The sequence below is a fragment of the Pseudoglutamicibacter albus genome (assembly GCF_031458175.1).
Lineage (GTDB): Bacteria > Actinomycetota > Actinomycetes > Actinomycetales > Micrococcaceae > Pseudoglutamicibacter > Pseudoglutamicibacter albus.
In genome coordinates this window covers 630,566-656,766 of record NZ_JAVDXX010000001.1, presented here as the reverse complement: position 1 = coordinate 656,766, position 26,201 = coordinate 630,566, and the positions used below count along the sequence as shown (strand labels likewise).

The following is a 26,201-nucleotide window of genomic DNA, read 5'->3' as shown; positions in this document are numbered from 1 at the left end:
TCTGCGTCTTATAGCGGCGGGTTCTTTGGCGGCTGGGTTTCCAACCCTAGGAGCGCGTTTTCGACTACTTCGGTCAGTGCCGGGTGGATCCAGTAGGGTGCCCGCGCCATCGTGTATGCGTCGGTTCCCAGCGTCATCGCTTGGATGAGCGGCTGGATCAGTGTTGGTGCCTGCTCCCCCATGATGAAAGCACCGAGGATCTTGCCCGTTGATTTCTCGGCGATGAGTTTCACGAGGCCTTCCTCATCTTCGAGTGCCCACCCGTAGGCGACGTCCCCGTAACGCTGGGTGTAGGCGATGACGTCGTTGGCGTCGCGGCCTTGGTCTTCCGCGGCACGGATCGCTTGAGCCTCAGTGAGACCTGCGGAGGCAACCTGCGGGTTGGAAAACACTGCGGAGGCGATGACGCTGTGGTCTACTGCACGCAGCTGTTTCGGGTTTTCCATGTTGTGGGAGACCACGCGGGCTTCGCGGTTAGCGACGTGTTTGAGCATGGCGTGGTTGGTGACGTCGCCAAGCGCCCACACGCCTTCTAGCGGTTTACCGTTAGAGAGCACCCGCATGTATTCGTCGGTTTGGATGAACCCTGATTCATCGGTGTCGAGTCCTGCGGCGTGAGCGTCAATCGTGTCAGAGTTCGGGACGCGGCCGGTGGCCATGAGCACGATGTCTGCGTTGAGGGTGAGTTTTTCATCGCCGCGGGTGAATTCTGCGGCGAGTTCGGCATCTCCGCCCACGCCGATGCGTTTGATGTCCCAGCCGCGGTGGATGTCCCAGCGCCGTAGGGCGGCCTGTGTGAAGGCGTCGGCGATTTCGTCATCGAAGTGTTTGAGTAGTTGTTCGCCGCGCACCACTTGGGTGACTTCAACGCCCAGCCCGTGGAAGATCGCGGCGAACTCCGCGGCAATGACCCCGCCTCCGACGATCACCATGGTGCGTGGGAGGCGTTCGATGCGCATGATCGTATCCGAGGTGTGTACACCTTTGAGGTCCATGCCGCGCACCGATGGTAGTGAGGGGCGGGAGCCGTTGGCGAGCACCACGTGGTCTGCGCTGATCTTTTTGCCGGAATCGGTCACGAGTTTGTGCGGGTTCACGAGGCGAGCGTTCTCCTCGTAGAGGTCCACGTTCTCAAGCTCTTCGGCACGGTATTTACGACCGGCTTCTGAGATCGGGTCGATGCGGCCGAAGATCCGGTCACGGATTTTCGCCCAGTGCACGGCGTCGACGTGCATGTCGATGCCGAGCTTACGGAGGTGTTCGGTTTCGGCGGCCAGTGTTGAGGGCACCACGAACATTTTCGTGGGGATGCATCCTTTGTTGAGGCAGGTTCCCCCGAAGACCCCGCCGTCGATGATGGCAACTTTCTTGTTGTCCCAGAACGGGGTCACAAGCGAGTTACCTGAGCCGGAACCGACGATCACCAAATCGTAATGAGTCATGCCTTCATCTTCGCATGGAGGGCCAGTCATGTTCGCATGCGGGCCGCTACTGTGGCGCAGCCTCGGTCCCTTTCCTAGGGCCGAGGCTGCGCCCCAGCGTTGGGTGTTTAGTCGCGTTCGAATTCGACGATGAGGTCGCCGCCGTTGACTTGCCCGGTCCCGTCGATCAGTACGCGGCGGACTACCCCACCGGTCGGTGAGGTGATCGCAGCTTCCATCTTCATTGCTTCGATGGTTGCTACGCGGCCGCCGCGGTCCACGGTATCGCCTGGTTTGACGCGAACGGTGACTGCACCTGCGAATGGTGCGGCCACGTGCGCCGGGTTGTCGGGGTCGGCCTTTTCGGCTTGTTCGACCCGAGCCTCAACCGAGCGGTCACGAACTTGAATGTTGCGTGATTGGCCGTTGAGTCGGCAGTGAACGGTCCGCATGCCGTGTTCATCGGCTGGCGAGATCGCTTCGATGCTTGCCAGCAGGCGCACACCTTCTTCAAGCGGGATGAGTGATTCTTCGCCGCGTTCCGGGCCATAGAGCCAGTCGCGGGTTTCGAGCACGGAGAGGTCGCCGAACTCTTCTTGCTTCTGCTTGAATTCCTTGGTTGGCGCGGGGAAGAGCAAACGGTTGAGGGTCTCCCGAACGGTCTCATCCTCGCCTTTGAGGGCTTCGGCATCCTCAGCATCCAGCGGCACCACGGAGACGTCTTTCGCACCCGCGGCGAGCGCTTTGCTGCGGAATGGTTCTGGCCAGCCTCCTGCTGGTGTCCCGAGTTCTCCGGAGAGGAATCCGACCACGGATGCTGGCAGGTCGATCAGTGTTGGGTCTTGCTCGAAATCGGCTGGGTCGACGTTGGCGCCTACGAGCGCGAGCGCGAGGTCGCCCACAACCTTGGAGGATGGGGTGACCTTGATGAGGTGGCCGAGGATCTTGTCAACTGCCGCGTAGGCTTCTTCGATTTTTTCGAACCGGTCAGCCAGCCCCAGTGAGATCGCTTGTTGCCTGAGGTTGGAGAGTTGTCCGCCGGGGATTTCGTGGCGGTAGACTCGCCCGGTTGGTGAGCTGAGTCCGGATTCGAATGGTGCATAGACCTGGCGTAGTGCCTCCCAGTATGGTTCAAGGTCGGATGCCGCGGTCATGGACAGCCCGGTTTCGTGGTCGGTGTTGTCGGTTGCGGCGATGAGCGCGGACATGGATGGCTGGGATGTGGTGCCTGCCATCGCCGCGGATGCGACGTCCACGGCGTCGACGCCAGCTTGTGCGGCAGCGAGCAGGGTTGCTAGTTGGCCGCCTGCGGTGTCGTGGGTGTGGAGGTGGACTGGTAGGTCGAAGCGTTCCCGTAGTGCTGTCACGAGTCGGGTTGCTGCGGCTGGGCGCAGCAGGCCTGCCATGTCTTTGATTGCGAGGATGTGCGCGCCGGCGTCGACCATTTTTTGGGCGAGTTCGAGGTAGTACTCGAGCGTGTAGAGCTTCTCTTCAGGGTCGAGCAGGTTGCCGGTGTAGCAGAGTGCGGCTTCTGCCACGGCGGTCCCGGTTTTGCGTACAGCGGCGATGGCCGGGGTGATTTGGTCGATGTCGTTGAGGGCGTCGAAGATACGGAAGATGTCCACGCCGGCTTTCGCGGCTTGTTCGACGAACGCTTCAGTGACTTCTTGCGGGTATGGGGTGTAGCCGACCGTGTTGCGGCCGCGCAGCAGCATCTGGATTGGAATGTTCGGTACTGCGGCGCGGAGGAGTTCGAGGCGTTTCCAGGGATCTTCACCCAGGAAGCGCAACGCGACGTCGTAGGTTGCCCCGCCCCACGCTTCGATCGAGAGTAGTTGTGGGAGGGTGTGGGCTACCGCGGGTGCTGCGGCGAGCAGGTCGCGGGTGCGTACGCGGGTTGCCAACAGCGATTGGTGTGCGTCGCGGAAGGTCGTGTCTGTTACGGCTAGGCCTGTGCGCGCGCGTAGGGCCTGAGCGAAACCTTCAGGGCCTTGCTCATCGAGCACTTGTTTCCAACCGTCGGCTGGTGCTGGACCGCTGGCGGTGTCGAATGGGGATGCTTCCGGGTCGTTGAGGGTGTGGCCCGGGTAGGCGGGTAGTTTGAGTGCGGGGTTGATGATGTCGGGACGTGGACCGTGGGGCTGGTTCACGGTGACGTCTGCGAGGTAGGCCAGTGCTTTGGTTCCGCGGTCGCGGCTTGGCTGAATGTCGGTCAGGTCTGGGTGGCTGTCGAGGAAGTCGGTTGCGACAGGCCCGGCCTGGAATTCGGGGTGGCTCAGCACGTTTTTGATGAACGGGATGTTGGTCGCCACGCCGCGGATGCGGAATTCGTCGAGTGCGCGGAGGGCGCGACGGATCGCGATGTCGTAGGTCGCCCCGCGGGTCGATAGTTTCACGAGCAGTGAGTCGAAGTGTGGCGAGATTTCGGCGCCCGCATAGATGGTGCCGCCATCGAGGCGTACACCGGTGCCGCCTGCGGAACGGTATGCGGCGATGGTTCCTACGTCGGGGCGGAAGCCTTGGGCTGGGTCTTCGGTGGTGATGCGGCACTGCACCGCGGCTCCCCGCGGCTGGATCGTGTCTTGGCTCAGGCCGAGGTCGGCGAGGGTCTGACCCATCGCGATGCGCAGCTGAGCTGCGACGAGGTCGACGTCGGTGATTTCTTCGGTGATGGTGTGTTCAACCTGGATGCGTGGGTTCATCTCGATGAACACGTATTCGTTGGCGCGTTCGCCTTCGGTGTCGAGCAGGAATTCGACGGTTCCCGCGTTGCGGTAGCCCACGGCCTTCGCGAACTTCACGGCGTCTTTGAGGATCGATTCGCGCACCTTTGGGTCGAGGTCTCGCGCCGGAGCTACTTCAACAACCTTTTGGTGGCGGCGCTGAACCGAGCAGTCACGTTCGTAGAGGTGAATCGTGTTGCCTTCACCGTCGGCAAGGATTTGGACTTCGATGTGGCGGGGCTTCAGCACAGCCTGTTCGAGGTAGACGTTGCCGTCACCAAACGCGGTTGCGGCTTCGTTCGATGCGGCTTCGAGGGCGTCACGGAGGTCTTCGATTTTCTCAACGCGACGCATGCCGCGGCCACCGCCGCCCGCGACGGCTTTGACGAAGATCGGGAAGCCGATTGTCTCGGCCTGGCTGAGTAGGTGGTCGATGTCTTCTGACGGGTCGGTCGAGGCGAGCGTTGGGATGCCGGCTTGCTTGGCGGCGTTGATCGCAGCGACTTTGTTGCCGGCAAGTTCAAGAACTTCGGCTGGCGGCCCTACGAAGGTCAAACCTTCTTCGGCAGCGCGGCGAGCAAGGTCCGGGTTCTCGGACAAGAACCCGTAACCTGGGTAAATAAAGTCCGCTCCGGAGGACTTCGCTACTCGGATGATCTCTTCAACATCGAGGTAGGCACGCAACGGGCGGCCTTCTTCGCCGATGCGGTAGGCCTCATCGGCTTTCTGCCGGTGAATGGATTTGCGGTCTTCCCACGGATATACGGCTACGGTGTCCATCCCTAGTTCAACGGCGGCTCGGAACGCGCGGATCGCGATCTCACCACGATTAGCGACCAACACTTTGCTTTTCTGCTTCACAGCCAAGCCTCCTTGTATCTAGGCCACACTGGTGCAGCCGTCTTGCTCGAAGAAAACGTATCTCTGCTGGAGAGGTAGCGTCCGTGGACATATATCCAGATGGCAACATCTTATATAGATTCCTGAAATATCCTGGCTCGGGTTCACATAAGCGCTCGATGTTACGGGGCCAGCCTCGGTTCCGTGCCCTATCCCGGGGCCCTACCCCGTGCCTTATCCCGGGCCCTGCCACGGGGTGCGGACACCGGCGATGCAACGAGCTTCGCCACCGAACACAACGGATCGAAAAAACCTTCCGGAACACAGCGGGAATCAACCCGAGGCTTAGAACCCTATTAGATATGATGTGAACAGTGTGTTGCGCATACAGGCTGGCGTGGATCTGCAGGGTTTCCCTGCGGTTGCCCGGCTCGAATACATCGTGGCGGTAGCCTAGTGAGCGCAACATAACTGCGTGCTTCATGGTTCCGTCTCATCAAGGATGTGTTTGCTTGTGCAGATCATCAGCGTGTCTTCGCTGAAGGGAGGCGTCGGTAAGACCTCCGTCACCTTGGGTTTGGCTTCTGCCGCTCTCGCCGCTGGAGTTCGTACCCTGGTTGTTGATCTTGATCCTCACGCGGACGCATCGACTGGTTTGGGTGTTTCGCCCAACGCGACGGAACCGATCGGTGAGCTGTTGAAGTCCCCGAGGAAGGCTTCGATCGATTCGGATCCCGCACCTTCCGCGTGGACCGCGCGCGAGCAAGCCAACGGCAACCCGAACGCGGTTTTGGATGTTCTGCCAGGGTCTGCGATGACCGGCTACTATGACCGCCCAGACATCCGCACGCGCGATCTGAAGCGTCTTCAGCGTGTACTCGAGGGCGCGGAAAAGCATTATGACCTCGTGTTGATTGACTGCCCACCTTCACTGTCCGGGTTGACCCGGATGGCGTGGTACACCTCCGATGGTGTGCTCTTGGTGGCCGAACCGGCGCTGTTCTCTGTTGCGGGCACCGAGCGCGCACTACGTGCACTGAAGCTGTTCCGTGACGAGTTCCACACCACGATCGACACCTACGGTGTGATCGCGAACCGTTACCGCCGTGACTCCTCGGAGCATGCGTTCCGTTTGAACGAGCTGTCCGTAATGTTCGGCGAAGGCTTGGTTCAGCCTCCGATCCCGGAGACCCCGAACTGGCAGCAGATTCAGGGGGCCGCTTATGCGGTTCATCATTGGCCGGGAAGTGCTGCACGTGACACGGCCGGGGCCTTCGAGGAAGCGTTGCGCACTATCGCACCGGATTTGCCGCAGCTGAAGGAAGAGAAGAAGAAAAGGAACGCTAGCCGCCGCGGTAGTGGACGCCGCAGCCGCCGCTAAGATACTCGGCCGCGCGGCTGCCACCCTGTCATTGCGGCCGCCCCTATCACTCCTGCCGCACAGTTCCCGCCACATAGCTTCCGCCAACACCCTCTCCGCTGGAGAGTTCTCTCCCGCACATAGGATCTCTTGACTTAGAAACTTGCATTAAACGGCTGTGGGGCTGAGACGACAATTCGTCTCAGCCCCACAGCCGTTTAAGTTCTGTTCTGCTTTACCCTGTGGCAGGGTAGGCCAGTTAGGCTACGTGGCTAGTCCGCTGGGGTATCTGTTCAGGAGGCGGACTTGCGTGCCCGGCGGCGTGCGAGTTCGTCCTCTGGGTGTGCAACGGGTGCTGGGTTGTCTTCGTTGCGCGCATAATCAACCGGTAGCTCGGAGATCGAGGATTCAACTTCGCGCCACACTCGCCCCACAGCGATACCGAATACGCCTTGTCCGCCCTGGACCAAGTCGATCACCTCGTCAGCTGAGGTGCATTCATAAACCGATGCGCCATCGGACATAAGGGTGATCTGCGCGAGGTCGTCTACCCCGCGTTCACGCAGGGTCGCGACTGCAGTGCGGATCTGTTGGAGGGACACGCCGGTATCCAGCAGACGCTTCACAACCTTGAGAACGAGCACGTCGCGGAAGCTGTAGAGCCGTTGCGAGCCGGATCCTGCGGCGGTCTGCACGGTTGGTTCAACAAGCCCGGTGCGAGCCCAATAGTCCAGCTGGCGGTACGTGATTCCAGCAGCTTTGCATGCGGTAGGTCCGCGGTACCCCGCAGCTTCATCTAACACAGGGAGGTCGTCATCGAACAGCATTCCCTGGCTTCCGGGCGCCACATGGCCTACATCCGGGTGGTCTACGTCGCGAGTCACGTACGCTCTCCTTGCGTTCAAATCTTCGAGAACTGGGTCGGCTCTAAACCTTGCAGTTCTCGGATGCGAGTGATGTGAGACAACAAGGTCGTAAAGAGGAGACTCTTCTAGTTAAGAAACTAGGCCGAATATGCCCCGTGGTCAAAGACCTTCATGTTTAACTTGAAGGCGTGTCGCGTTCAATCTCTAAAAGCTGACGGGTCAATCCTTGAAATCCGAAGGGTCGAGGCCTTCCAAGAATTCTTTGAATTCCTCAACTTGAGCCTCAGTTGCGCCGGGGTCTTCGTCCACAGGGCGCACTACGCCTACATGGTCCAGAAGCTCGCTCGTGATCAGGATCGGCACGTCCAGCTGCAACCCTAGTATCACGGCGTCGGATGCGCGGGAGTCCACTTCACGGCCGTTGTCGAGGTCGATCCGGGCGTGGAAGGTCATGTCGTCCACGTCCACTATCCGCACACGCAAGATGTTGGCATCCAGGGCATCGACTATGTCCAGCAGGAGGTCGTGCGTGAGGGGGCGTTTGGCGGGGCTTCCATCCAATAAGTTGGAGATCACCGCGAATTCAGCTGAGCCGATCCACAACGGAAACACCCGGTCCCCAGTGATTTCATGCATCACCACAACGGGTTGCTGCGAAGGCAACTCGATCAACGCGTTCTCTACAGAAACGGCTCGATAACCTTCTAACGTCACAGAAACACTCTCTGGTTGTGCGTTCTCTAGCGGTCGAAATGGTCGATGCGGCTGTGCAGCATCGCGCGGTGAAGCACTGATAGCGCCTCGGCCATCGTCTCGGCTTGGTCAGCGGCGCGTGCGGAGGAGGTCGAGTCGCGGCGCGGGTGCGATGAAGTCACGACTGATTCGATGAGTGCGGCTTCTCGTTCCGCGGCGGTACGGACCAGACGCAGGTGGCGCGGCTGAACACCGTACTCGGCTAGACGCAACGCGGCAATGACGCTTTGTAAGGCGTTCGGGCCGAAGAGTTCATCCTCACCGGCGGCGATCATGCCGAGCTCAACCAGCTCATCGACGAAAGCGACCGATGCTCCTGCACGGCCAGCCAACTCGGCGCGCGTGAGCGGGCGCACGTGGCCTGCGATCTGTTCGGCTTCCACCTCATCAAGGACGCGCGGAGCGATCGTGGTTCCGCCAGGCAGAGCTTGCGGGTTCTCCCCCGCATCGACCGCATCGAGGTGTTCTTTGATGACCTTCAACGGAAGGTACTGATCCCTCTGTAGCGCGAGGATAAACCGCAGACGTTCAACATCCGAGGAGGTGTACTTGCGGTACCCGGCTGCTGTGCGAGCCGGGGTGATGAGGCCTTTTTCTTCGAGGAAGCGAATCTTCGAGGCCGTCACTGCCGGGAAATCTTCTTGCAGGATGGCTAGGACATCGCCGATGTTCTTGACGCCTTTACGCGGTGCGCGCGCAGGTTCTCGGCTCGGGCCGGTAGCCGGCGCCGCTGCCGCGGCAGCCGAGCTTCGACCCAAAACTACGTCAAGGCTTCTGTGTCTTGTCACTGCTCTGGAAGTGGCTGGTAGAACTTCAAGACGTACTTGCCGATGCGCACCTCGCTACCGGAACGCAGCTCTACTTCATCAACGCGGTCTCCGTTGACGTAGGTGCCGTTGAGGCTCGAGGAGTCAACCACACGGAACACACGGCCTTCCCGGCGGAATTCGGCGTGCTTGCGGGACACGGTGACATCGTCGAGGAAAATGTCTGAATCCGGACGGCGTCCTACCGTGGTCACGTCCTTATCCAGCAGGAAGCGTGCGCCTTTGACTTCACCCTCGTTGGAGAGCAGTAGCGCTGAATCCTGTGGAAGAGCCGTTACTGCACGGCGTTCTTCTTCAGACAAACGGTATTTTGCAATGACCTCGTCGCTGACTGGTGGCAGGGCGACTGAGGTTGTCTGGGTGGAGGGTTCCACGCCATATCCGCGGCCATCCGCTTGGCCCTGAGTCATGACCACTCCTTCACTCGTGTTAACAACTGTCACAACCTTATCGCATGCTGAGCGTTTGCTTTGACCCAACTATCTTTCACAGCGTCACAACCAGAAACCAGCTGTGTTCAATTCTTGGGCGCTAAGTTCTATAACCTTACCGTCAGCGGCCGGATCAATACAGATCGCTAGGCCTGCTGGCAGGTATCGGCGGAACCATTCAACACTGGTTTGAGCGGCTCCAGCTTGCGGCTGAAAACGGAACACTTCAAGCGCCGATGTGAACAAGGGGCAAGCCACAACACCGCCGGGCGGCGCGCCGGCATAGCCTGCCACGGCAGCATCACCCGCCGCGGCACCGTTGCCCACACCGACGCCATCAGCTGGTTTGTTAACCAACTGCGGATACGGCTGCTCCCCCGGCCGAAGCCCGCTGCCGGGACTGAGCATATACACGATCTCGGCGCCAGGCTTGAGAAGCTCCTGGATCACTTCCCCCGCCGGGTGTTGATAGCCTTCCTCGCCCCGACGTAGCGCCGCTTTGAGACGGCCGAAACGCGAATATCCTGCCACGTATTCATCAACAGGGTAGATAGCGATACCCGCTTCTTGCGGGTCTAATACAACGCAATGATCAGGATGCCGCGCAGCAAGGTATTCCAGTAGTTCATCCCCGAGCATGATGTTCACACCCGGGATTTCTTGCAACCCGATTCTGGCACACCACGCAGGTACCGCCTCGCGCCTGGTGTGCGCCGGAACCGCGAGCTGACCCTCATGAACATAGGTCACCGGTTGCCCGAACTCGTTGACCGGCACGGCCACATAGGCCCCGTAGAACTCCGAAAGCAACCCCATCCATTGGTGTGGAGCTGGCTCTGCGAGCCACGCGGATACGGCGCGCTGCAAGTAGTGGGCACAGAGCCGGGCGCCGTGGGCAGTTTCGTACTGGTCCATAGTTTTTCTACCGTAGAGTTTCTCTACCGTGCCGCTCCTACCGTGCAGGTTTAATGCTGGAGTGTTGTCCGCAATCCAACGTCACCTAACCAGATGATGTCGCCATCTTCAAGCGGTTCGGGGTTCTCTTCAACAGAAATATAGTCCTCACCGCGTTGAACAAGGGTACCGTTTCCTGACCCGGCATCGCTCACTGAAGGCGGGGCGGACGGTGTCACCCACAGCTTCGCATGCACGCGGGAGACACTTTTGTGCGGGTCTTGAACTGGCACACCGATCACGCCTTCTTCCCCGGCGTGCTCCCCGGGTTGCCGGCCGATGAGCGCGTCAGCTGTGATACGGACGCGGGCACCGTCCGGGTGGGTCAACTCAACATACGCGCTATCCGGCGGTAGTGGATCCCACACGGGCAGGGAGCGGGCAACACGGTTCAGGATCTCCGGCGTGGTGACGTCCACCCCGCCGGATTCAGGTTGATGCGGCATTAGATGTCTCGCTCTACGAGCTCATCGAGGGAGGTCGGCGAAAGCAGATATGGCGGAACTTCAAGAACCGTGACCGCTCCTGTGCGACCTTCAGCAGCCAAGCGTGCCGCCGCGCGGCCGTAAGCGACCTGTACTGCTGCGGTGAAATCCGGATTGGCTTCCAGGTCCAGTGAATATTCGATGGTGGCTCGGCTACCTTCGAGGTCACCGGTTGTGATCACGCGGCCGCCGTGCGGCATTCCTTGGTGGTCACGTAGGAACTCTTCTTCAGAGATGAAGTTCACTTCGGTCTTGTATGGCTCGAAGTAATCCGGCATGGTCACGATGGTCTCGCGGATCCGCTCATGCTCGGATTCCTCCGCGACGATGTAGCAGCGGCGCTCATGCGCCTCATACTTGTTGATGTTCTCGCCTTTGCCTGCACGGGCGGCTTCGATCGCGTCCGTTGCTGGAACGGTGTACTGGACGCCATACTTCACGCCCTCTACACGGCGGACCGCATCCGAGTGCCCCTGCGATAAACCGGTTCCCCAGAAGCTGTTCTGCTGGGCTTTCGGGAAGAATGCCTCCCCCATCGTACGGTTGAGGGAGAACATTCCCGGATCCCATCCCGTGCTGATCAATGCGACGTTGCCGCCCTTCTTGGCGGCTTCATCCATGGCTTTGCGGTGCTGTGGGATCAACGTGTGGTTGTCGTAGGTATCAACCGTGGTGAAGTTCTCGGCGAATCCGGGCGCTTGCTCCGGGATGTCAGTTGCCGAGCCGAGGCACAAGAACAAGACATCGATCTGGTCCGCGTATTCGGAGGCTTGCGCTACCGGGAACACTGAAGTTTCGGTTTCGAGGGAATCACGGCGGGAGAAAATGCCGACCAATTCCATGTCGGGCTGCTGCTGGACAAGCTTTTCAACACTGCGGCCGAGATTGCCGTAGCCGACGATGCCGGCGCGGATAGTTCGTTGCGTTTCTGTAGCCATTTTGAGTGCCCTCCGTATGTTGTGTGAAGCCATATGGCGGTTCACCTGACGAACTATTCTAAAACCACACACTTATTTGGTCCTTGATGTGACGACGCACGGCGTCATCTGCATCACAAAGCTGGGAGTATAAACATGTCTCAACCGTTGCTTGGTGTGGCTGCGGTAGCTGAACTGTCCTCTGCCATCGGGACGCTCGTGGTCTCAGCGACGCCTTCGGGGATCGCTCGCGTCGAGTTCAAGCACCGCGTTCACTCGTGTGCAGAAGATGGGATGGAACACCTACTTGTAGAAGTCGAACCTGCGCACCGTGAACAGGCTCAAGCGTGGGCGGATGAGGCTGTGGAGCAGCTCGATGAGTATTTCATGCTCAAACGGGAGAGGTTCGATGTCCCGCTGGATGGACCGCACGGCGATGGGTTCCGGGTTAGAGCCCAGCGGGCGCTCTCCCAGATTCCTTACGGGTCTAGGCTCACGTATGCGCAACTAGCTAAGATGGCCGGTAACGCCTCTGCGGTGCGCGCCGCGGGTACCGCGTGTGCCAGCAATCCGTTGCCGATACTGTTGCCTTGTCATCGCATCGTCCGGTCAGATGGTCGTCTCGGCGCATACCTGGGTGGCGAGCAGGCTAAGGCGCATCTGTTGCAGATGGAAAGCGTGGGCCTCACAGGCCGCTAAATCTGCGCAGACACCCACCAGCTACAGCAAACACGGCGTCACTGCGCAGGCCCTGCTGACTGTCTTGTTAAAACAGTTGGTGCGCCTCCTCAACGAGGATGCGCACCAACAACCGTTTGTCTCCAGCCTGTCTAGAGCACGGGATATCCGGAACCGATCAGGAAGCGTGCACCGCCTGGGTCGATCACGGATGCGACTGCGCCGATGTTTGTTTCGGTTGGGAAGCTTGCGGCGCGTCCACCAAGGTGGGCGACTACATCGACTTGCGCTGCAGCGTTGGCGACACCCCAGTAGATGCGCCAGGTTGCCGGGATGTTGTCTTTGAGGACCTTCGAGGCGTTCATGATGCCGGCCACTGGGCCTGATTCTTCACCCTGCAGGGTCACGTATTCGTGGCCGACGACGTCAGATACGTTTTGGACTTTCCAGCTATAGACTTCTTGGAAGAATTTGACGGTGCCTGGGAAGTTCCGTGAGTAAAGTTCGTGCCAGTACGGGGCGCCTGCCTTGTAGTAGACCTCGTAGCCTTGGTGTTCGCCGATCTCCATGAGTCCCATGACTGCCGCAAGCTCCCCTGGGCTGTCAGCCACCAGGGCAACCCGACCGAGTCCTGGACGGTTCTGGGCTTCTTCGAGGACCACACCGCCGGCTTCTTTGACGCGTTCGATGGCGTCATCGACGGAGGCTACAGCGATGTAGGTGATCCATTCGTCCGGGCGGGAGTCATCCACTTTGTCGACGATTGAGGCGACGGCGCGGCCGCGGATCAACGCGGTGATGAGTCCCTCACGGTCTTCGTATTGCCATTCGAGTAGGCCCGTGTAGAAGTCGAGGGCTTCACGCCGAACAGAGGTCCGGAGTTCGAGCCAGCATGGTTGCCCTTCGATAAAGCGACCAATCTCCATGTCATCACCTTCCCTGGATCAGGTTGAGCACATTCTGTACTTCCTACTCCGAGCCTATCCTTTCACCCCAGTGAAGTGGGACACGTTAAGAGGAAGTGCCCCCGCCGGTCGGTTTGACCTGCGAGGGCACTTCGCTGTGCTTGAACATTATGCTCAAGCAGTTACAGCATCATTAGCCGTTCTTCCGCTTACGTACTACGAGAAGCGTTGCGCCACCAGCAGCGAGCAGAAGTGCTACGCCGAGGCCTACAGCGACATTCTCGACACCGGTTGATGCGAGACCTGGCTTCTTGCCTGGCTCTTCCGGAGTATCGGTTTCGGTTGGCTCTGGAGCTGGAGTCTCAGACTCAGATGGCTCTGGGGTTGGCTCCTCAGAAGGTTCTGGGGTTGGCTCCTCAGAAGGTTCTGGGGTTGGCTCATCAGATGGCTCTGGGGTTGGCTCATCAGATGGCTCTGGCTCCTCAGAAGGTTCTGGGGTTGGCTCATCAGATGGCTCTGGCTCCTCAGATGGCTCTGGGGTTGGCTCATCAGATGGCTCTGGCTCCTCAGAAGGTTCTGGGGTTGGCTCATCAGATGGCTCTGGCTCCTCAGATGGCTCTGGCTCTGGCTCTGGCTCTTCAACCGTGGTTGGGTTTTCGAGCTTGATCTCCTTGGTCTTATCGCCCTCAACCGTTACGAGGATGTCGTCGCACAGTTCATCGCCGATGAAGAACTTCGGCTCACCGTAGATGACCTTCTTGCCGTCTTCGGTTTCGAAGTCAGCTGGCTTCTCTTCGGTCAGGCGGACCTTGGTGCCTGCAGGAACGTCCTCAGGCAGGGACACGGTCTCGCCGTTCTTGACGGTGAGGGTGCCGGTTTTCTCTTCGCCATCGAGTTCGTAGGAGTACTTGACGTTGTACTCGGTGTCTGCAGGAACGAGGTCAGCACCGTCGCCGGTTACCGCCTTGGTAACGGACAGGTTGCCGTTCTGGACCTTCTTCTCAGCCTTGTTGACCAAGGTCAGCTTGGCTGGCTCATTGGTTGCTGGGGTAACGCTGAACGAACCGTCTTCGTTCTTGGTTACGCCGTCACCGGTGATCTCGTAGTCGCCCCACTCGATACCGTCAACCTCTGGAAGGTTGACTTCGGTGATCTTGAACTCGGTGCCGATCTTGTAGCGCTTGGAGTTCACGCGGTTCTCTTCACCGGCTTCGAGTTCGAGGGTGTCCTCTTCACCTGCAGCGGTGTACTTCACGGTGTACTTGGTGCCTGCTGGAACCTGGTCTGCACCGTTACCTTCAACTGCCTTGGCGATGGAGAAGCGGGTGTATTCCTTACCGGAACCAGTACCGCCACCGATTGCGGTGTAGGTGAAAGTCGCCTCAGCGTCCTTGCCGTTGACCTTTGCGGTGTTCTTGAAAACGTCGCCTTCGAAGGCCTTGCCGTCCATCTTGGTCCAGTAAAGGATGCGGTACTGAACGCGCTTATTGGTTGGAACGTTCTTCACCGTGACAGTGAAGTTGGTGCTGCCTTCAGCAATGTTGGTCTCGAAGTCAGCTGGGTCAACAGGTGCCCAGTCTTCACCTTCAACGAAGGTGCCGTCCTCGGCAACGTTGCGGTATTCGACCTCAATATCGAAGTTGTTGGCCTTGTGACGCTCGAACTCGGTGTTATCAACGATCGCGTCAGTAACGGTCACAGTACCGTCTTCGGCGACGGTGTTAGGGAACTGGATACCCCAAGCGATCACGTCGGCACCATGCTTGGTGCGTGCGCTGTACTTGTATGGGTCATCAGCTGCGTGGCCTGGGCCTACAGGGCCGATGCCGCCGTCACCTGGGATTGGAACAGGGACGGTCTTGCCGTCGATGATGAAATCAGCGGTGTTGTTGTCGCTCTGCTCGTCGAGGGTTGCGAGGAACCACAGTTCGCCGCCTACGTCTTCCTTGCCGTTGACGAAGTCAGTCAGGGTGCAGGTGACAGTTGGCGCTGGCTCGTTCGTAACCTTACAGTTAGCAACGGTTTCGCCTGTTTCCTTATCTGGAACCGAAAACTCACCGTTACCGTAGTTAGAGAATTCCTTCGGCAGGGTCATGCCGAAGGTTTCGCCAGCCTGTGCTCCGTTTGGAACGTTCCACTTTGCCGTGACCTTTACTTCGTCATCGACACGTGCCTGGCCGCCATCTTTATCCTTGAACGTCACGTTGACGTCGGACATGGCGCCTGGGTAAGTGAAATCAGGTGCTGCCTGGGCTGGGGTGATTCCAACCAGGGATGCCGCACCCAGGAGCATCGCCAAAAGCAGGCCACCTAGCCTACTTTTCTTTGTTTTCATGCAATTTTCCTTCCTGAGGTGAACGCCTTCCTTAGACCGAGCTTTAGCGGTTTGCTCAACTGCTAAGAAAGACTGCATGAACTTCATGGACTAAGCGCAACAAGCGGCTCACGCGAGTGGTGGCTAGTCTTGTTACCGCTTACAACCTTACAGAATACAGGAAGTTTGATGATCATGCATGCGCCGAATCTATATGTGACTACCATCAAGTACCTGTTACGCCTTGATTGTTGATTTGTTTCGAGTACTTTTCGCCGATTTCGCGCCGAATATCTGGGGATCTGCATAGATCTCACAGAATTACTTCACAGGGCATATATTTCATAGCTTCAACTTCACCACCCCGTCACGTAGGTCGATACGAGGTGGTTGACGCCAGAACGACTGATGACGAAATACACCGATGTCAACGGCGTCGCATTTACCGACGCAGACGTGCAGCGCTGGGCGGACGAAGCCGAAGCCGGATTCCCTGACTCGACCCTGACTAAAGAAACTCCCGCTTGGATTCGCACTGACCCGATGGAAGTTCACAGCGTGCGCGTCCCAGCACAGCTTTGGAAGCTTGTTGAGACCGAGGCAAAACGACGCGGAATGTCAACAAGCGAGTACGCGAGAGAAGCATTGACCCGTAGTCTCAGCGCATGATGATTCGCCTGGCCACCCTTGTTCTTGCGGCCATCAAAGACGCTAAATCCGAGGCCCGCGAGCGACGCCACCGACTACCAGTTCGGGTTAAGGGTCAGAATGTGTGTCTGGGGTTGGTGTTTTCGGCTGTGTTGGCGCGGGTTTCAGCGGATATATATGGCTGCTGGGCATATATCGGTGGTGTGAGCGTTCATTCCTCGGTGTGGTGCCCTTGATGTGCTACCGGCTAGTGGTGTGGTGGCTGGATGCCGAAGAACAGACCACGATGCCACTGCGGTGGCGATATGAAACGCAATGGCACCACCACACAAGGTAGGACAAGGTGGCGGTGCAAACTCTGTGGAGCCTCAAGCACCAAAACCCGGACTGACATCACCAAAGCAGCAGTGTTCAAGCAGTTCATCGCTCACTGCACCTCGACCCGTAGCTTGAAAGACACCGCACAACAGGCCGGGGTGAGCCCTTCGACGTTGAAGCGACGGTTTAGCTGGTGCTGGCTGGTTGAAGTACCCGACCCGATGATCAAACACGCCGGGACGATCTATGACCAGATCTTTATCGATGGAACCTACACCGGTGCCGGGTGTCTTATCGTGGCAGCCACCTTCGATCATGTCCTGGCCTGGCACTGGTGCAAGCGTGAAACCAGCCTGGACTACCAACGACTACTTCAACGTATCCCCGCACCAGTGATCGCTGTCATCGATGGAGGACAAGGAGCCGCCAGCGCTATCAAGAAATGCTGGCCTGCCACCGTGATCCAACGCTGCCTGGTGCATGCACAACGAGTTGTACGACGCTACACCACCTCACACCCGCGTACCGATGCGGGCAAAGCGATCTATCAACTAGCACGGAACCTGACCCGGATCACCACCCTGGATGAAGCAGCCACCTGGGCGAGGCAACTCCATGAATACGGCACCTTCTACCGGAGATGGCTCAACCAGAAAACCTTCACCACAGACCCAATCACCCAACAACGCCACTGGGCCTGGACACACCCGAACACCCGTAAGGCCTACAACAGCCTGCTACACCTATGGCGTAACAACCTCCTGTTCACCTACCTCAACCCACCGACCGAACTACAGCACCGGCACCGCATCAAATCCACCACCAACAGCCTTGAAGGCGCGATCAACGCCGAACTGAAACTGCTCACCCGCACCCACCGCGGCAGAACCGGAGAACACCAACGAAAAATGCTGGAATGGTGGCTCTACCAGAAAACAGAACTGCCTGACGATCCAACAGAAATCGCCAGGCAGTCCAACTGGGGCCAAAACCAACTCGCCAAAGTACCAGCCCTGACCCACAACAAGAACCAAGCCGACCACCAAACAGGACGACCAGCCCTCTACGACAACGCTATCGACACCACCTACACACACTCAATCGGCATCCAAAAAGGCCACATCTAACCCCCGCAACACACCCAAACCAGACACACATTTTGACCCTTAACCCACCAGTTCTAGGCCGCACAGTTAGATAAAACCTAGATAGAACACTGGCGGGGTCACAACAACAACTGTTGTGACCCCGCCAGCGATATAACGTGGTCGGGCTAGCCGGATTTGAACCGACGACCTCTTGTCCCCCAGACAAGCGCGCTACCAAGCTGCGCCATAGCCCGCAACCCATCCAGCACTGTATAGGCTCTACCCAAACAAGGTGGGACGGACTCGGATCAACCGTACACTATGCCGCGATGACGCGACCAATCGATGGCAGTCCCGCGCGGCTCATCAGCAGATGAGACAATGATGACGATCAACAACTCAGAACAATCGCGGATCAATCACAGATCACTGACGCTTCGATTGTGGATCGCAAAACACTGAAAGGCCCGTATGTTCACCCGCCACGCCTCAACACCTGCACGTCGCTTGCCCAAGATGCTCGGAGCCGGCCTTGCTACAGCGTTGATCGGGGCGGGCCTCACCGGTTGTGGCGCCGAAACCGTGGAAGTCGAGTTCCGCGTCATCGCCGTGGAAACCGGAACCCAACCCCAAACCACCACAACCAACCCGGCCGACCTCACCTCAATGGATTGGAAGCTCGGCCCAGCAATCGGCGGTGAACACGGCACACTCGACACCGCAACCACCGAACCGATCGTTGTGAAACGTGAAAGCAACGACCTCTCCGACGTGCGCGTGAGCTTCGACGTGCCACAAGCCGCGCACCTGGCAGCGAAATGCACCATCCTCATCAACGGTGAAGTCGTGGCTGAACACCAAGACAACGTCAAACCCGGCCGCGCCCTCTGCACCTACGTAGACCAGTAAACACAGCAGAAGCTATTGCCGCCTGTTCCTGCACGCGTCACTTCGTGACTTTATCCCCCATAAGCGGCCAGAAAGGAGTAAGGTCTTCGCTCATGATGTGAGCTCCTCACGCGTTCTCTACACAAGCGAAGGGCACCCCATGGGCACAACCAAACACACGTCTCACACACATAACGATGCGGCAGACAGGCTCAACCGAAGCCTGCACGCACGCCACATGCGCATGATCGCGATCGGAGGCGCGATCGGCACCGGACTATTCCTCGCATCTGGTGCAACCATCTCCCAAGCAGGCCCCGGCGGCGCGCTACTGGCCTATGCACTCATCGGCTTCGTAGTGCTCATGGTTATGCAGTCACTGGGTGAGATGTCCACCCACCTACCCGTGGCAGGCTCCTTCGAGGTCTACGCCTCCCGCTATGTATCCCCCTCATTCGGGTTCGCTACCGGCTGGAACTACTGGTTCAACTGGGCCATCACCCTCGCCGCGGAACTCGTAGCAGCAGGGCTTGTGATGCGTTTCTGGTTCCCCGACGTACCCGGATGGGTTTGGGCGGCCGTCTTCCTCATTCTCCTAACTACTATCAACGCACTTTCAGCCCGCGCTTTCGGCGAATCCGAGTTCTGGTTCGCCCTCATCAAAGTCGTGACGGTCCTAGTCTTCCTCGTGCTCGGCGTGCTCATGATCATCGGCATCATCGGCGGCCCGTCCCCCGGCTTCCACAACTGGACCACAGGCGAAGCCCCGTTCGTGGGCGGCCCATGGTCCACCATCGCCGTGTTCATGGTTGCTGGTTTCTCTTTCCAAGGCACCGAACTCGTAGGCGTCGCCGCAGGAGAATCGAAGAACCCGCGCCGCGACATGCCGAAAGCCATCCGCGGCGTGTTCTGGCGCATCATGATCTTCTACATCGCAGCGATCGCCGTGATCGGCTTCCTGCTGCCCTACACGGACCCGAGCCTGCTCGCGGCCGCCAACGACGAAGACATCACCGCTTCCCCGTTCACTCTCGTGTTCGACCGCGCCGGCATCGCACTCGCCGCAGGCGTGATGAACGCCGTGATCCTCACCGCGATCCTCTCCGCAGGTAACTCGGGCCTGTACTCCTCAACCCGCATGCTCTACGCACTCGCCGAATCCGGCCGTGCACCCAAGATCTTCACGTGGCTGTCCAAGCGGCGCGTCCCTGTCCCAGCGCTACTCACCACTGCCGCGATCGGCGGGTTCGCGTTCACTACCCATCTCATGGGCGAAGGCCAGGCTTACACGTGGCTACTCAACATCTCCGCGCTGTGCGGTTTCACGGTCTGGGCGGGCATCTCCTGGAGCCACCTGCGCTTCCGTAGAGCCTTCGTCAAACAAGGCCACAGCCTCTCCGAGCTTCCGTATAAGGCCCCGCTCTACCCGTTCGGGCCCATAGTCGGCTTGAGTGTGATCTTCGTGGTCACCATCGGCCAAAACTTCGAAGCCATCCAAAACGGGAACCTCATAGCCGTGCTCTCCTCATACATCGGCCTGCCGATCTTCCTCGCGATCTGGGGTATCCACGCCCTCATCACCAAACAAGGCCGCCTCATCCCACTCGATCAGATCGACGTCTCCGGCCTCAAACCCGGCGAATACGATCCACGCCAGGAAGTAAGCCCAGAACCAAACGAAGAGTAAAAACCTTTAGAACTACGATCCAAAACAACGATGGGGCTGCGGTTCAGTCTGAACGTCTGAACCGCAGCCCCATCGCTACGTTTCGAGTCAGTGAGAGACTCAGCACGCCGTGCGCTGTATTGCTGAGTAGGATACCCCTGGGTTAGTCGGTACCCATGTCGAATGCTGCACGGTTCGATGCCTCATCAAGCTCTTCATCAGCCTGCTCGGCGCCGGCAACAATCGCGTCAGCGCCACCAGCCTCAAGCTCACCTACAAGCTGGGCGGTCACCCCGCCAACAATGCCCTGGGTCGCGTACTGCTCCAAGCGGGAACGCGAGTCAGCGATATCCAGGTTACGCATCGTGAGCTGGCCGATCCGCTCATCCGGGCCGAACGCAGCGTTACCCACGCGCTCCATCGAAAGCTTCTCAGGGTGGTAGGACAAGTTCGGGCCCTCGGTGTTCATGATCGAGTAATCGTCACCGCGGCGCAGACGCAGCGTCACCGAACCGGTCACAGCGGACGCAACCCAACGGATCAGGGCTTCGCGCTGCATGAGTGCCTGCGGATCCAGCCAGCGGCCTTCATACATGAGCCGGCCCAGGCGGCGGCCCTCGTTGTGGTAGGTCGCGATCGTGTCTTCGTTGTGGATCGCGTTGACCAGGCGCTCGTACGTGATGTGCAGAAGCGCCATTCCCGGGGCCTCATAGATACCGCGGGACTTAGCCTCGATGATGCGGTTCTCGATCTGGTCAGAGATGCCCAAGCCGTGGCGGCCACCAATACGGTTGGCTTCCTTAACCAGCTCGACCTTGTCTTCATATTCGACGCCGTTGATCGCAACCGGCATGCCCTCGTGGAAAGTCACCGTGACGTCCTCGGTCTTGATCTCAACCGATTCATCCCACGGAGCCACACCCATAATTGGTTCAACCAGGTTCACACCGTTGTTGAGGAACTCGAGATCCTTCGCTTCGTGCGTTGCACCCCAAATGTTCGCGTCCGTCGAGTACGCCTTCTCGGCGGAGTCACGGTACGGGAAGCCGCGTTCGGTGAGCCATTCAGACATCTCCTGGCGGCCACCTAGCTCGTCAACGAACTTCGAATCAAGCCACGGCTTGTAAATCTTCAGGTTCGGGTTAGCCATGAGGCCGTAACGGTAGAAACGCTCGATGTCGTTGCCCTTGTATGTAGAGCCGTCACCCCAGATGTTCACGCCGTCTTCCTTCATGGCGCGCACCAGCATCATGCCGGTCACTGCGCGCCCGATAGGCGTGGTGTTGAAGTACGTCTTACCGCCAGAACGAATATGGAAAGCACCCGTCTGTAGCGCGGCGATACCTTCCTGAACCAGCATGTCCTGAACATCAACCAGGCGAGCGATCTCAGCGCCGTACTCTTTCGCGCGGCCAGGCACTCCCTCGATGTCCGGTTCATCAGGCTGACCGATGTGCGCGGTATAGGTGCACGGGATCGCGCCATTTTCACGCATCCACGCGACAGCCACAGACGTATCGAGGCCACCTGAGAAAGCAATGCCGACGCGTTCGCCGACGGGCAGATTGGAAAGAACCTTAGACATATTCGCCATTCTAACGTTGGACAATTTGCGCCCCCGAATCCGAGACGTCACTTCCGCATCCTAGGCGTCACAGTTCCAGCGGGCGCACCATCATGCGCCCGCGCACTCGTGCGGCATCCACGTTCTCAACGTGAGAAACCGCGCACCCAGTGTTACTTTTTGCGCTTATTTCCGCGGCGCTCACGCACCCGCATCTGAATATCGATCGGGGTCCCGCGGAAGTCGAACGTCTCACGCAGGCGGCGTTCGATAAAGCGCCGGTAGCCCGGGTCCAGGAAGCCTGTGGTGAACAGCACGAACTTAGGTGGCCGCGCGCTCGCCTGCGTCGCGAACAGAATACGAGGCTGCTTACCGCCGCGCAGCGGGTGCGGATGCTCAGCGACCAGCTCACCTAAGAAAGAGTTGAGCTTGCCTGTAGGGATACGGCGGTCCCAAGACTCCAGGGCAACATCCAGGGCCGGGGCGAGCTTGTCTTTATGCCAGCCGGTCTTCGCCGAGATGTTGACCCGTGGAGCCCACGAGACATGCTTGAGGTCTTGCTCGATCTCCCGCTCCAGATAGTAGCGGCGCTCATCATCAAGTGTGTCCCACTTATTGAACGCCAAAACCAGGCAACGGCCCGCGTCAATCACTTGCTGCAGGATCCGCTGGTCCTGCTCGGCCAACTCCTCATCCACAGCCAACAGCACGACGACCGCCTCAGCCTTGTCTAGAGCCGAGGCCGTGCGTAGGGATGCGTAATAGTCAGCACCCGATGCCATGTGTTGCTTGCGGCGCAAGCCCGCCGTGTCAACGAACTTCCAGATCCGGCCATCCAGTTCCACGAACTCATCGATCGGGTCACGTGTAGTGCCGGACTCATCGGAAACCACTGCACGCTCATGGCCTGCCAGCTTATTCAGAAGCGAAGACTTACCCACGTTCGGCCGGCCTAGCAGCGCCACGCGGCGCGGCCCGCCTTCCGGCTCGGCCTCGCCGAAAGCTGATTCCTCCGGCAGCATCTTGATCAGCTCGTCCAAAACGTCCGCGGTGCCACGGCCATGCAAAGACGAGACCGGATGTGGCTCACCGAAACCAAGGTTCCACAGTGCCATCGCATCAGCCTCAAGTGAGGGGCCATCAACCTTATTCGCAACCAACAAGACCGGTCGGCCCTTGCGGCGTAGCATCTTCACGATCGCTTCATCGGCCGCGGTAGCGCCCACCACCGCATCGACCACAAGAACCACAACGTCAGCCACGTCCACGGCACGCTCAGCCTGCTCAGCGACCAAGCGGTCCATGCCCTTCGCATCAGCTTCCCAACCGCCCGTATCCACAACACGGAAACGCTTCAGGTTCCACTCCGCGTCATAGGTCACACGGTCACGAGTGACCCCCGGAAGGTCCTCAACAACCGCCTCACGGCGCCCCAGAATACGGTTCACCAGCGTGGACTTGCCCACATTCGGGCGGCCCACAATCGCGACCACCGGAGGGTTCTCACCAGCCTCATCGGCTTCCCAACCCTCACCAGCTAGAAGCGCGGCATCCTCGTCATCGAGCTCATAGTCCTGCAAGCCAGCCAGCAACGCCTCAGCACGCTGCTCATCCGATTCATCATCACCATCGACAATCGCGCTGGCCTGCTTGCTGACCTCATGCTCAACAACCGTCAAAACCGCCTCAACAGACTGTTCAAAATTCAACTCGGACGTGTCCACCAGCGTCACGCCCTCAGCAGCCTCCATGAAGTTCACAACCGAGGAGTCCTTCTTATCGCGCTCCCCCACCTGCTGCGCCAAGGCTTGCGCGGACTGCGTGTTATTCAACTGCAAGCCACGGCGCTTCATCCGCACCTCCTCAGAGGCCGTGAGCAAGACGCGCGCATCAGCGAAAGGCGCCACCACCGTCGTAATATCGCGGCCCTCAGCAACAATCCGGCCCGCGTCCTCAATCGCGTTACGCTGCCGCTCCACAAGGTTCTCGCGCACCTTCAGATTCGTGGAAACATCAGAAACCCGCTCAGAGATCCGCGGCTCACGAATCTCCTTAGTCACATCCCGGCCGTTGACAACAACCCGCTGATCATCAGGGTCAGTAGACAACTGGATATCAGCCTCGATCACAGCCTGGGCAACAGCATCCTGATCCGAGAGATCAATACCGGACTCCAACGCCGCGAACGTCACCGCACGATACATCGCGCCAGTATCCAGGTAGCCCAAACCCAACGTCCGGGCCACCTCTTTAGACACCGACGACTTCCCCGAACCCGCCGGGCCATCAATAGCAACAATCAGAGAACCAAAAGCATCCTGCGCATCCATACTCACTGCACAACCTTCCAATCCAAGCCCGTCAAAACAGACACGAGCTCATCGCGACGCCCAGGCAAAACCTGGATCTCAACCAAACCAACCTCATAACCCGCCGAATGCTCCATCCGCAGGTCCTCCATATTGATGCCGGCCTCACCCATATCAGTCAACAACTGGGCCACCTGGCCAGGCTCATCATTCACAATCACAGAAACCGTAGCGAAAGACTGCGGCGGCGCGCCGTGCTTACCAGGAATACGCGCCTGCCCCTGATTACCTTCCGTCATCAACTCCGCAAGATCCAACGCAGCACCAGACGCGAAAGGGTCACGCAACGTGGCCAACAACCGATCCAAATCCGACTGCAAACCCTCCAAAATCGGAATCAACTCGGTAGCGTTATGCGCCAGAATCTGAATCCACAACTTCGGGTCACTCGCCGCAATCCGGGTTGTATCCCGCAAACCATTACCCGCCAACGCCAACGAGGACGCCGAAGCGTTCAAAAGCCTCGAAGCCAAAAGTGAAGACGCGATCTGCGGGAAATGCGAAACCAACGCGACCGCGGCATCATGGGTCTTCGCATCCATCACCGTGATCGAGGCACCCAAATCCAAACCCACCGATTTCGCCGTCTTCACCGCATGCGAGGTGGATCCCTCATGCGGGACAACAACCCACGGCGAGGCCGTAAACAACGCACCCCGGGCAGCGGCAGGCCCAGACTTCTCACGCCCAGCCATCGGGTGGCAGCCAACGTAACGAGCCAGATCAGCCTCAGCCACATCGTCGTTAGCCTTCAACACGTCAATGACCGAGCCCTTAACCGAGGCAAGGTCGATCACAACAGCTTCAGGGAACTCCGCCAAAGCCTCAGCCACAATACCCGGAGTCACATCCGGCGGCGTGGCAACAACCACCAAAGCCGGCGCGAAGTCTGTGCCCCGCGGCGCCACAAACCCGGCCCCCATATCCACGGCAATACGCTGCGCGGTCGGAGACGCATCCCGCAAACCAACCTCAAGGCCTGCAGAACGCAGACCCAAAGCCGCCGACGTTCCCAAAAGCCCCGTCCCAATCACCAGAACGGGCCCCTGAAGGTACCCCTCAGCCACAGCCTATAAACCCACTTCCGCCAATAAATGCCCCACCTCAGTCTTATTCAGGCGACGCACCGAACCTTGCCGCTGCTGCCCCAACGTGATTGGGCCAATCTGGGTACGCACCAAGCGACGTACCGGGAAACCCACCGCATCAAAAAGGCGACGCACAATCCGGTTGCGACCCTCGTGCAAAACCACCTCGGCCACCAGGTCCTTACCCGCGCCATCAACCAGACGGAACGAATCAACCTTCGCCAAACCGTCCTCAAGCTCGATCCCCTCACGCATCTGCGCGCCCACGCCCTCAGGCAACGGGCCACGGATCTGAACCAGATACGTCTTAGCCACCTCGAAAGACGGATGCGTCAAACGGTGGGCCAGCTCGCCATCGTTGGTCAACAACAGCAGCCCTTCCGTCTCATAATCCAGACGGCCCACATGATACAAGCGCTCAGCCTGACCTTCACGCAAGAAATCTGAAATGTCTTTCCTGCCCTCCGGGTCGTTCATCGAGGTCACGACACCTGCCGGCTTATTGAACACCAGGTAGGTCTTCTCCGTGTCCAGTTGAAGACGGATCCCATCCACGTGGATCACGTCCACCTCAGGATCCACACGCGTACCCAGCTCAGTCACAATCTGATGGTTGACCTCAACACGGCCCGCGAGGATGATCTCCTCACTTGCACGGCGCGATGCGACACCCGCGTTCGCCATGACCTTCTGCAGACGCTCGCCTTCGCTGTGTTCCTTCCGCGGCCCCGCATTCACCGGGGTCGACGGGCCGCGACGGCGCCGACGCACCGGACCTAGATCATTGAACCGCTCTTGAGCGAAAGCCCGCGGACCACGCGGCTTCTGGTCACGCCCGTTCGCGCCGCCTTTCTGACTACCGCGCTGTGTCTTTTGGCTCGGACGCTGTGGCTTTTGGCCGCCCAGGTGCTGCTCAACCTCGTCCTGTTTGGGAGCGCGGCCACGACGAACCTGCCCCGCCTGATGCCCCTTCGGCTGCTGTTTCGGCTTACCGTGCCCGCGGCGGTACGAACCCCCACGCGGATTCGATCCAGTCTGGCGAGTCATACGTCTCAACGTCCTTATGATTAGCGAATGACTAATCCGCCTTCGCCGTCA

General features: G+C 59.2%; 21 protein-coding genes and 1 tRNA gene. 6 read left to right on the top strand and 16 right to left on the bottom strand.

Annotation, left to right across the window (positions count from 1 at the left end; genetic code table 11):
* Positions 1 to 8 precede the first annotated feature (8 nt).
* Both J2S67_RS02830 and J2S67_RS02825 read right to left on the bottom strand, forming a co-directional pair.
* On the bottom strand, positions 9 to 1,442 hold the full coding sequence (locus J2S67_RS02830) for a mycothione reductase (protein WP_239446477.1): 1,434 nt from the start codon (positions 1,440 to 1,442) through the stop codon (positions 9 to 11).
* A 107-nt stretch (positions 1,443 to 1,549) separates the two neighbouring features.
* Positions 1,550 to 5,005: a pyruvate carboxylase gene (locus tag J2S67_RS02825; protein WP_310246103.1), complete on the bottom strand. Its 3,456-nt coding sequence runs from the start codon at positions 5,003 to 5,005 to the stop codon at positions 1,550 to 1,552.
* A 493-nt stretch (positions 5,006 to 5,498) separates the two neighbouring features.
* Here J2S67_RS02825 and J2S67_RS02820 point away from each other — a divergent pair, with 493 nt between their 5' ends.
* Positions 5,499 to 6,365 carry a ParA family protein gene (locus tag J2S67_RS02820; RefSeq protein WP_083285184.1) on the top strand — a complete coding sequence of 289 codons (867 nt, stop codon included), beginning with the start codon at positions 5,499 to 5,501 and terminating at the stop codon, positions 6,363 to 6,365.
* A 272-nt stretch (positions 6,366 to 6,637) separates the two neighbouring features.
* On the opposite strand, the gene J2S67_RS02815 is transcribed toward J2S67_RS02820, so the two are convergent.
* The 7 genes from J2S67_RS02815 to J2S67_RS02785 all read right to left on the bottom strand — a co-directional run bounded on the left by J2S67_RS02815 (position 6,638) and on the right by J2S67_RS02785 (position 11,598).
* On the bottom strand, positions 6,638 to 7,171 hold the full coding sequence (locus tag J2S67_RS02815) for a MerR family transcriptional regulator (RefSeq protein WP_310248687.1): 534 nt from the start codon (positions 7,169 to 7,171) through the stop codon (positions 6,638 to 6,640).
* A gap of 258 nt (positions 7,172 to 7,429) precedes the next feature.
* A complete protein-coding gene (locus tag J2S67_RS02810) occupies positions 7,430 to 7,924 on the bottom strand; it encodes a bifunctional nuclease family protein (RefSeq protein ID WP_052048660.1) in 495 nt (164 codons plus the stop codon).
* Between the two features lie 26 nt (positions 7,925 to 7,950).
* A complete protein-coding gene (ftsR, locus tag J2S67_RS02805; protein ID WP_232219319.1) occupies positions 7,951 to 8,751 on the bottom strand; it encodes a transcriptional regulator FtsR in 801 nt (266 codons plus the stop codon).
* Positions 8,748 to 9,200, bottom strand: a complete 453-nt coding sequence (locus J2S67_RS02800) for an FHA domain-containing protein (RefSeq protein ID WP_070490934.1) — start codon at positions 9,198 to 9,200, stop codon at positions 8,748 to 8,750. The genes ftsR and J2S67_RS02800 overlap by 4 nt, the downstream gene beginning before the upstream one ends.
* Before the next feature lie 84 nt (positions 9,201 to 9,284).
* Entirely contained in the window at positions 9,285 to 10,136 is an 852-nt protein-coding gene (locus tag J2S67_RS02795; protein WP_310246090.1) for a hypothetical protein, read from the bottom strand.
* 50 nt (positions 10,137 to 10,186) lie between these two features.
* Positions 10,187 to 10,621, bottom strand: coding sequence for an FHA domain-containing protein (locus J2S67_RS02790; RefSeq protein WP_070507215.1), 435 nt, complete (start codon positions 10,619 to 10,621; stop codon positions 10,187 to 10,189).
* A complete protein-coding gene (locus J2S67_RS02785) occupies positions 10,621 to 11,598 on the bottom strand; it encodes a diaminopimelate dehydrogenase (protein WP_310246084.1) in 978 nt (325 codons plus the stop codon). The genes J2S67_RS02790 and J2S67_RS02785 overlap by 1 nt, the downstream gene beginning before the upstream one ends.
* 135 nt (positions 11,599 to 11,733) lie before the next feature.
* Between J2S67_RS02785 and J2S67_RS02780 the strand changes: the two genes are divergently transcribed.
* Complete coding sequence (locus tag J2S67_RS02780; RefSeq protein WP_310246080.1) at positions 11,734 to 12,276, top strand: methylated-DNA--[protein]-cysteine S-methyltransferase; 543 nt, start codon at positions 11,734 to 11,736, stop codon at positions 12,274 to 12,276.
* Between the two features lie 131 nt (positions 12,277 to 12,407).
* Here the strand turns inward: J2S67_RS02780 and J2S67_RS02775 are convergent, their stop codons facing one another.
* Positions 12,408 to 13,181: a VOC family protein gene (locus tag J2S67_RS02775; RefSeq protein ID WP_310246078.1), complete on the bottom strand. Its 774-nt coding sequence runs from the start codon at positions 13,179 to 13,181 to the stop codon at positions 12,408 to 12,410.
* 172 nt (positions 13,182 to 13,353) lie between these two features.
* Positions 13,354 to 15,495: a DUF5979 domain-containing protein gene (locus J2S67_RS02770; protein WP_310246075.1), complete on the bottom strand. Its 2,142-nt coding sequence runs from the start codon at positions 15,493 to 15,495 to the stop codon at positions 13,354 to 13,356.
* A 387-nt stretch (positions 15,496 to 15,882) separates the two neighbouring features.
* On the opposite strand from J2S67_RS02770, the gene J2S67_RS02765 reads away from it, so the two are divergent.
* Together J2S67_RS02765 and J2S67_RS02760 are read left to right on the top strand one after the other, a co-directional pair.
* Positions 15,883 to 16,143, top strand: coding sequence for a ribbon-helix-helix protein, CopG family (locus J2S67_RS02765; RefSeq protein ID WP_035757539.1), 261 nt, complete (start codon positions 15,883 to 15,885; stop codon positions 16,141 to 16,143).
* Positions 16,144 to 16,388: 245 nt separating this feature from the next.
* Positions 16,389 to 17,567 (top strand): IS1249 family transposase, encoded by a 1,179-nt coding sequence (locus tag J2S67_RS02760; protein ID WP_310245177.1) that lies wholly within the window; start codon positions 16,389 to 16,391, stop codon positions 17,565 to 17,567.
* Between the two features lie 138 nt (positions 17,568 to 17,705).
* On the opposite strand, the gene J2S67_RS02755 is transcribed toward J2S67_RS02760, so the two are convergent.
* Positions 17,706 to 17,782: transfer RNA gene (locus tag J2S67_RS02755), tRNA-Pro, on the bottom strand.
* Positions 17,783 to 17,999: 217 nt separating this feature from the next.
* On the opposite strand from J2S67_RS02755, the gene J2S67_RS02750 reads away from it, so the two are divergent.
* Together J2S67_RS02750 and J2S67_RS02745 are read left to right on the top strand one after the other, a co-directional pair.
* Positions 18,000 to 18,437, top strand: a complete 438-nt coding sequence (locus J2S67_RS02750) for a hypothetical protein (protein WP_035757537.1) — start codon at positions 18,000 to 18,002, stop codon at positions 18,435 to 18,437.
* Positions 18,438 to 18,576: 139 nt separating this feature from the next.
* Complete coding sequence (locus J2S67_RS02745) at positions 18,577 to 20,103, top strand: amino acid permease (protein WP_377649904.1); 1,527 nt, start codon at positions 18,577 to 18,579, stop codon at positions 20,101 to 20,103.
* A gap of 142 nt (positions 20,104 to 20,245) precedes the next feature.
* On the opposite strand, the gene argG is transcribed toward J2S67_RS02745, so the two are convergent.
* The 4 genes from argG to J2S67_RS02725 all read right to left on the bottom strand — a co-directional run bounded on the left by argG (position 20,246) and on the right by J2S67_RS02725 (position 26,150).
* Positions 20,246 to 21,667, bottom strand: a complete 1,422-nt coding sequence (argG, locus tag J2S67_RS02740) for an argininosuccinate synthase (protein WP_035757534.1) — start codon at positions 21,665 to 21,667, stop codon at positions 20,246 to 20,248.
* Positions 21,668 to 21,819: 152 nt separating this feature from the next.
* A complete protein-coding gene (gene der / locus J2S67_RS02735) occupies positions 21,820 to 23,976 on the bottom strand; it encodes a bifunctional cytidylate kinase/GTPase Der (RefSeq protein ID WP_239446493.1) in 2,157 nt (718 codons plus the stop codon).
* Positions 23,977 to 23,978: 2 nt separating this feature from the next.
* Complete coding sequence (locus tag J2S67_RS02730) at positions 23,979 to 25,082, bottom strand: prephenate dehydrogenase (protein WP_035757528.1); 1,104 nt, start codon at positions 25,080 to 25,082, stop codon at positions 23,979 to 23,981.
* Between the two features lie 3 nt (positions 25,083 to 25,085).
* Positions 25,086 to 26,150 carry a pseudouridine synthase gene (locus J2S67_RS02725; protein ID WP_310246068.1) on the bottom strand — a complete coding sequence of 355 codons (1,065 nt, stop codon included), beginning with the start codon at positions 26,148 to 26,150 and terminating at the stop codon, positions 25,086 to 25,088.
* Between the last annotated feature and the right edge of the window lie 51 nt (positions 26,151 to 26,201).

Bases quoted from the DNA above. Each gene is read 5' to 3' on its own strand.
- der (WP_239446493.1), bottom strand. From the start codon at position 23,976: ATGGATGCGCAGGATGCTTTTGGTTCTCTGATTGTTGCTATTGATGGC.
- J2S67_RS02780 (WP_310246080.1), top strand. From the start codon at position 11,734: ATGTCTCAACCGTTGCTTGGTGTGGCTGCGGTAGCTGAACTGTCCTCT.
- J2S67_RS02830 (WP_239446477.1), bottom strand. From the start codon at position 1,442: ATGACTCATTACGATTTGGTGATCGTCGGTTCCGGCTCAGGTAACTCG.
- J2S67_RS02745 (WP_377649904.1), top strand. From the start codon at position 18,577: ATGGGCACAACCAAACACACGTCTCACACACATAACGATGCGGCAGAC.
- J2S67_RS02770 (WP_310246075.1), bottom strand. From the start codon at position 15,495: ATGAAAACAAAGAAAAGTAGGCTAGGTGGCCTGCTTTTGGCGATGCTC.
- J2S67_RS02800 (WP_070490934.1), bottom strand. From the start codon at position 9,200: ATGACTCAGGGCCAAGCGGATGGCCGCGGATATGGCGTGGAACCCTCC.
- J2S67_RS02765 (WP_035757539.1), top strand. From the start codon at position 15,883: ATGACGAAATACACCGATGTCAACGGCGTCGCATTTACCGACGCAGAC.
- J2S67_RS02795 (WP_310246090.1), bottom strand. From the start codon at position 10,136: ATGGACCAGTACGAAACTGCCCACGGCGCCCGGCTCTGTGCCCACTAC.
- argG (WP_035757534.1), bottom strand. From the start codon at position 21,667: ATGTCTAAGGTTCTTTCCAATCTGCCCGTCGGCGAACGCGTCGGCATT.
- J2S67_RS02775 (WP_310246078.1), bottom strand. From the start codon at position 13,181: ATGGAGATTGGTCGCTTTATCGAAGGGCAACCATGCTGGCTCGAACTC.
- J2S67_RS02760 (WP_310245177.1), top strand. From the start codon at position 16,389: ATGCCGAAGAACAGACCACGATGCCACTGCGGTGGCGATATGAAACGC.
- J2S67_RS02725 (WP_310246068.1), bottom strand. From the start codon at position 26,150: ATGACTCGCCAGACTGGATCGAATCCGCGTGGGGGTTCGTACCGCCGC.
- J2S67_RS02750 (WP_035757537.1), top strand. From the start codon at position 18,000: ATGTTCACCCGCCACGCCTCAACACCTGCACGTCGCTTGCCCAAGATG.
- J2S67_RS02785 (WP_310246084.1), bottom strand. From the start codon at position 11,598: ATGGCTACAGAAACGCAACGAACTATCCGCGCCGGCATCGTCGGCTAC.
- J2S67_RS02815 (WP_310248687.1), bottom strand. From the start codon at position 7,171: ATGCTGTTCGATGACGACCTCCCTGTGTTAGATGAAGCTGCGGGGTAC.
- J2S67_RS02790 (WP_070507215.1), bottom strand. From the start codon at position 10,621: ATGCCGCATCAACCTGAATCCGGCGGGGTGGACGTCACCACGCCGGAG.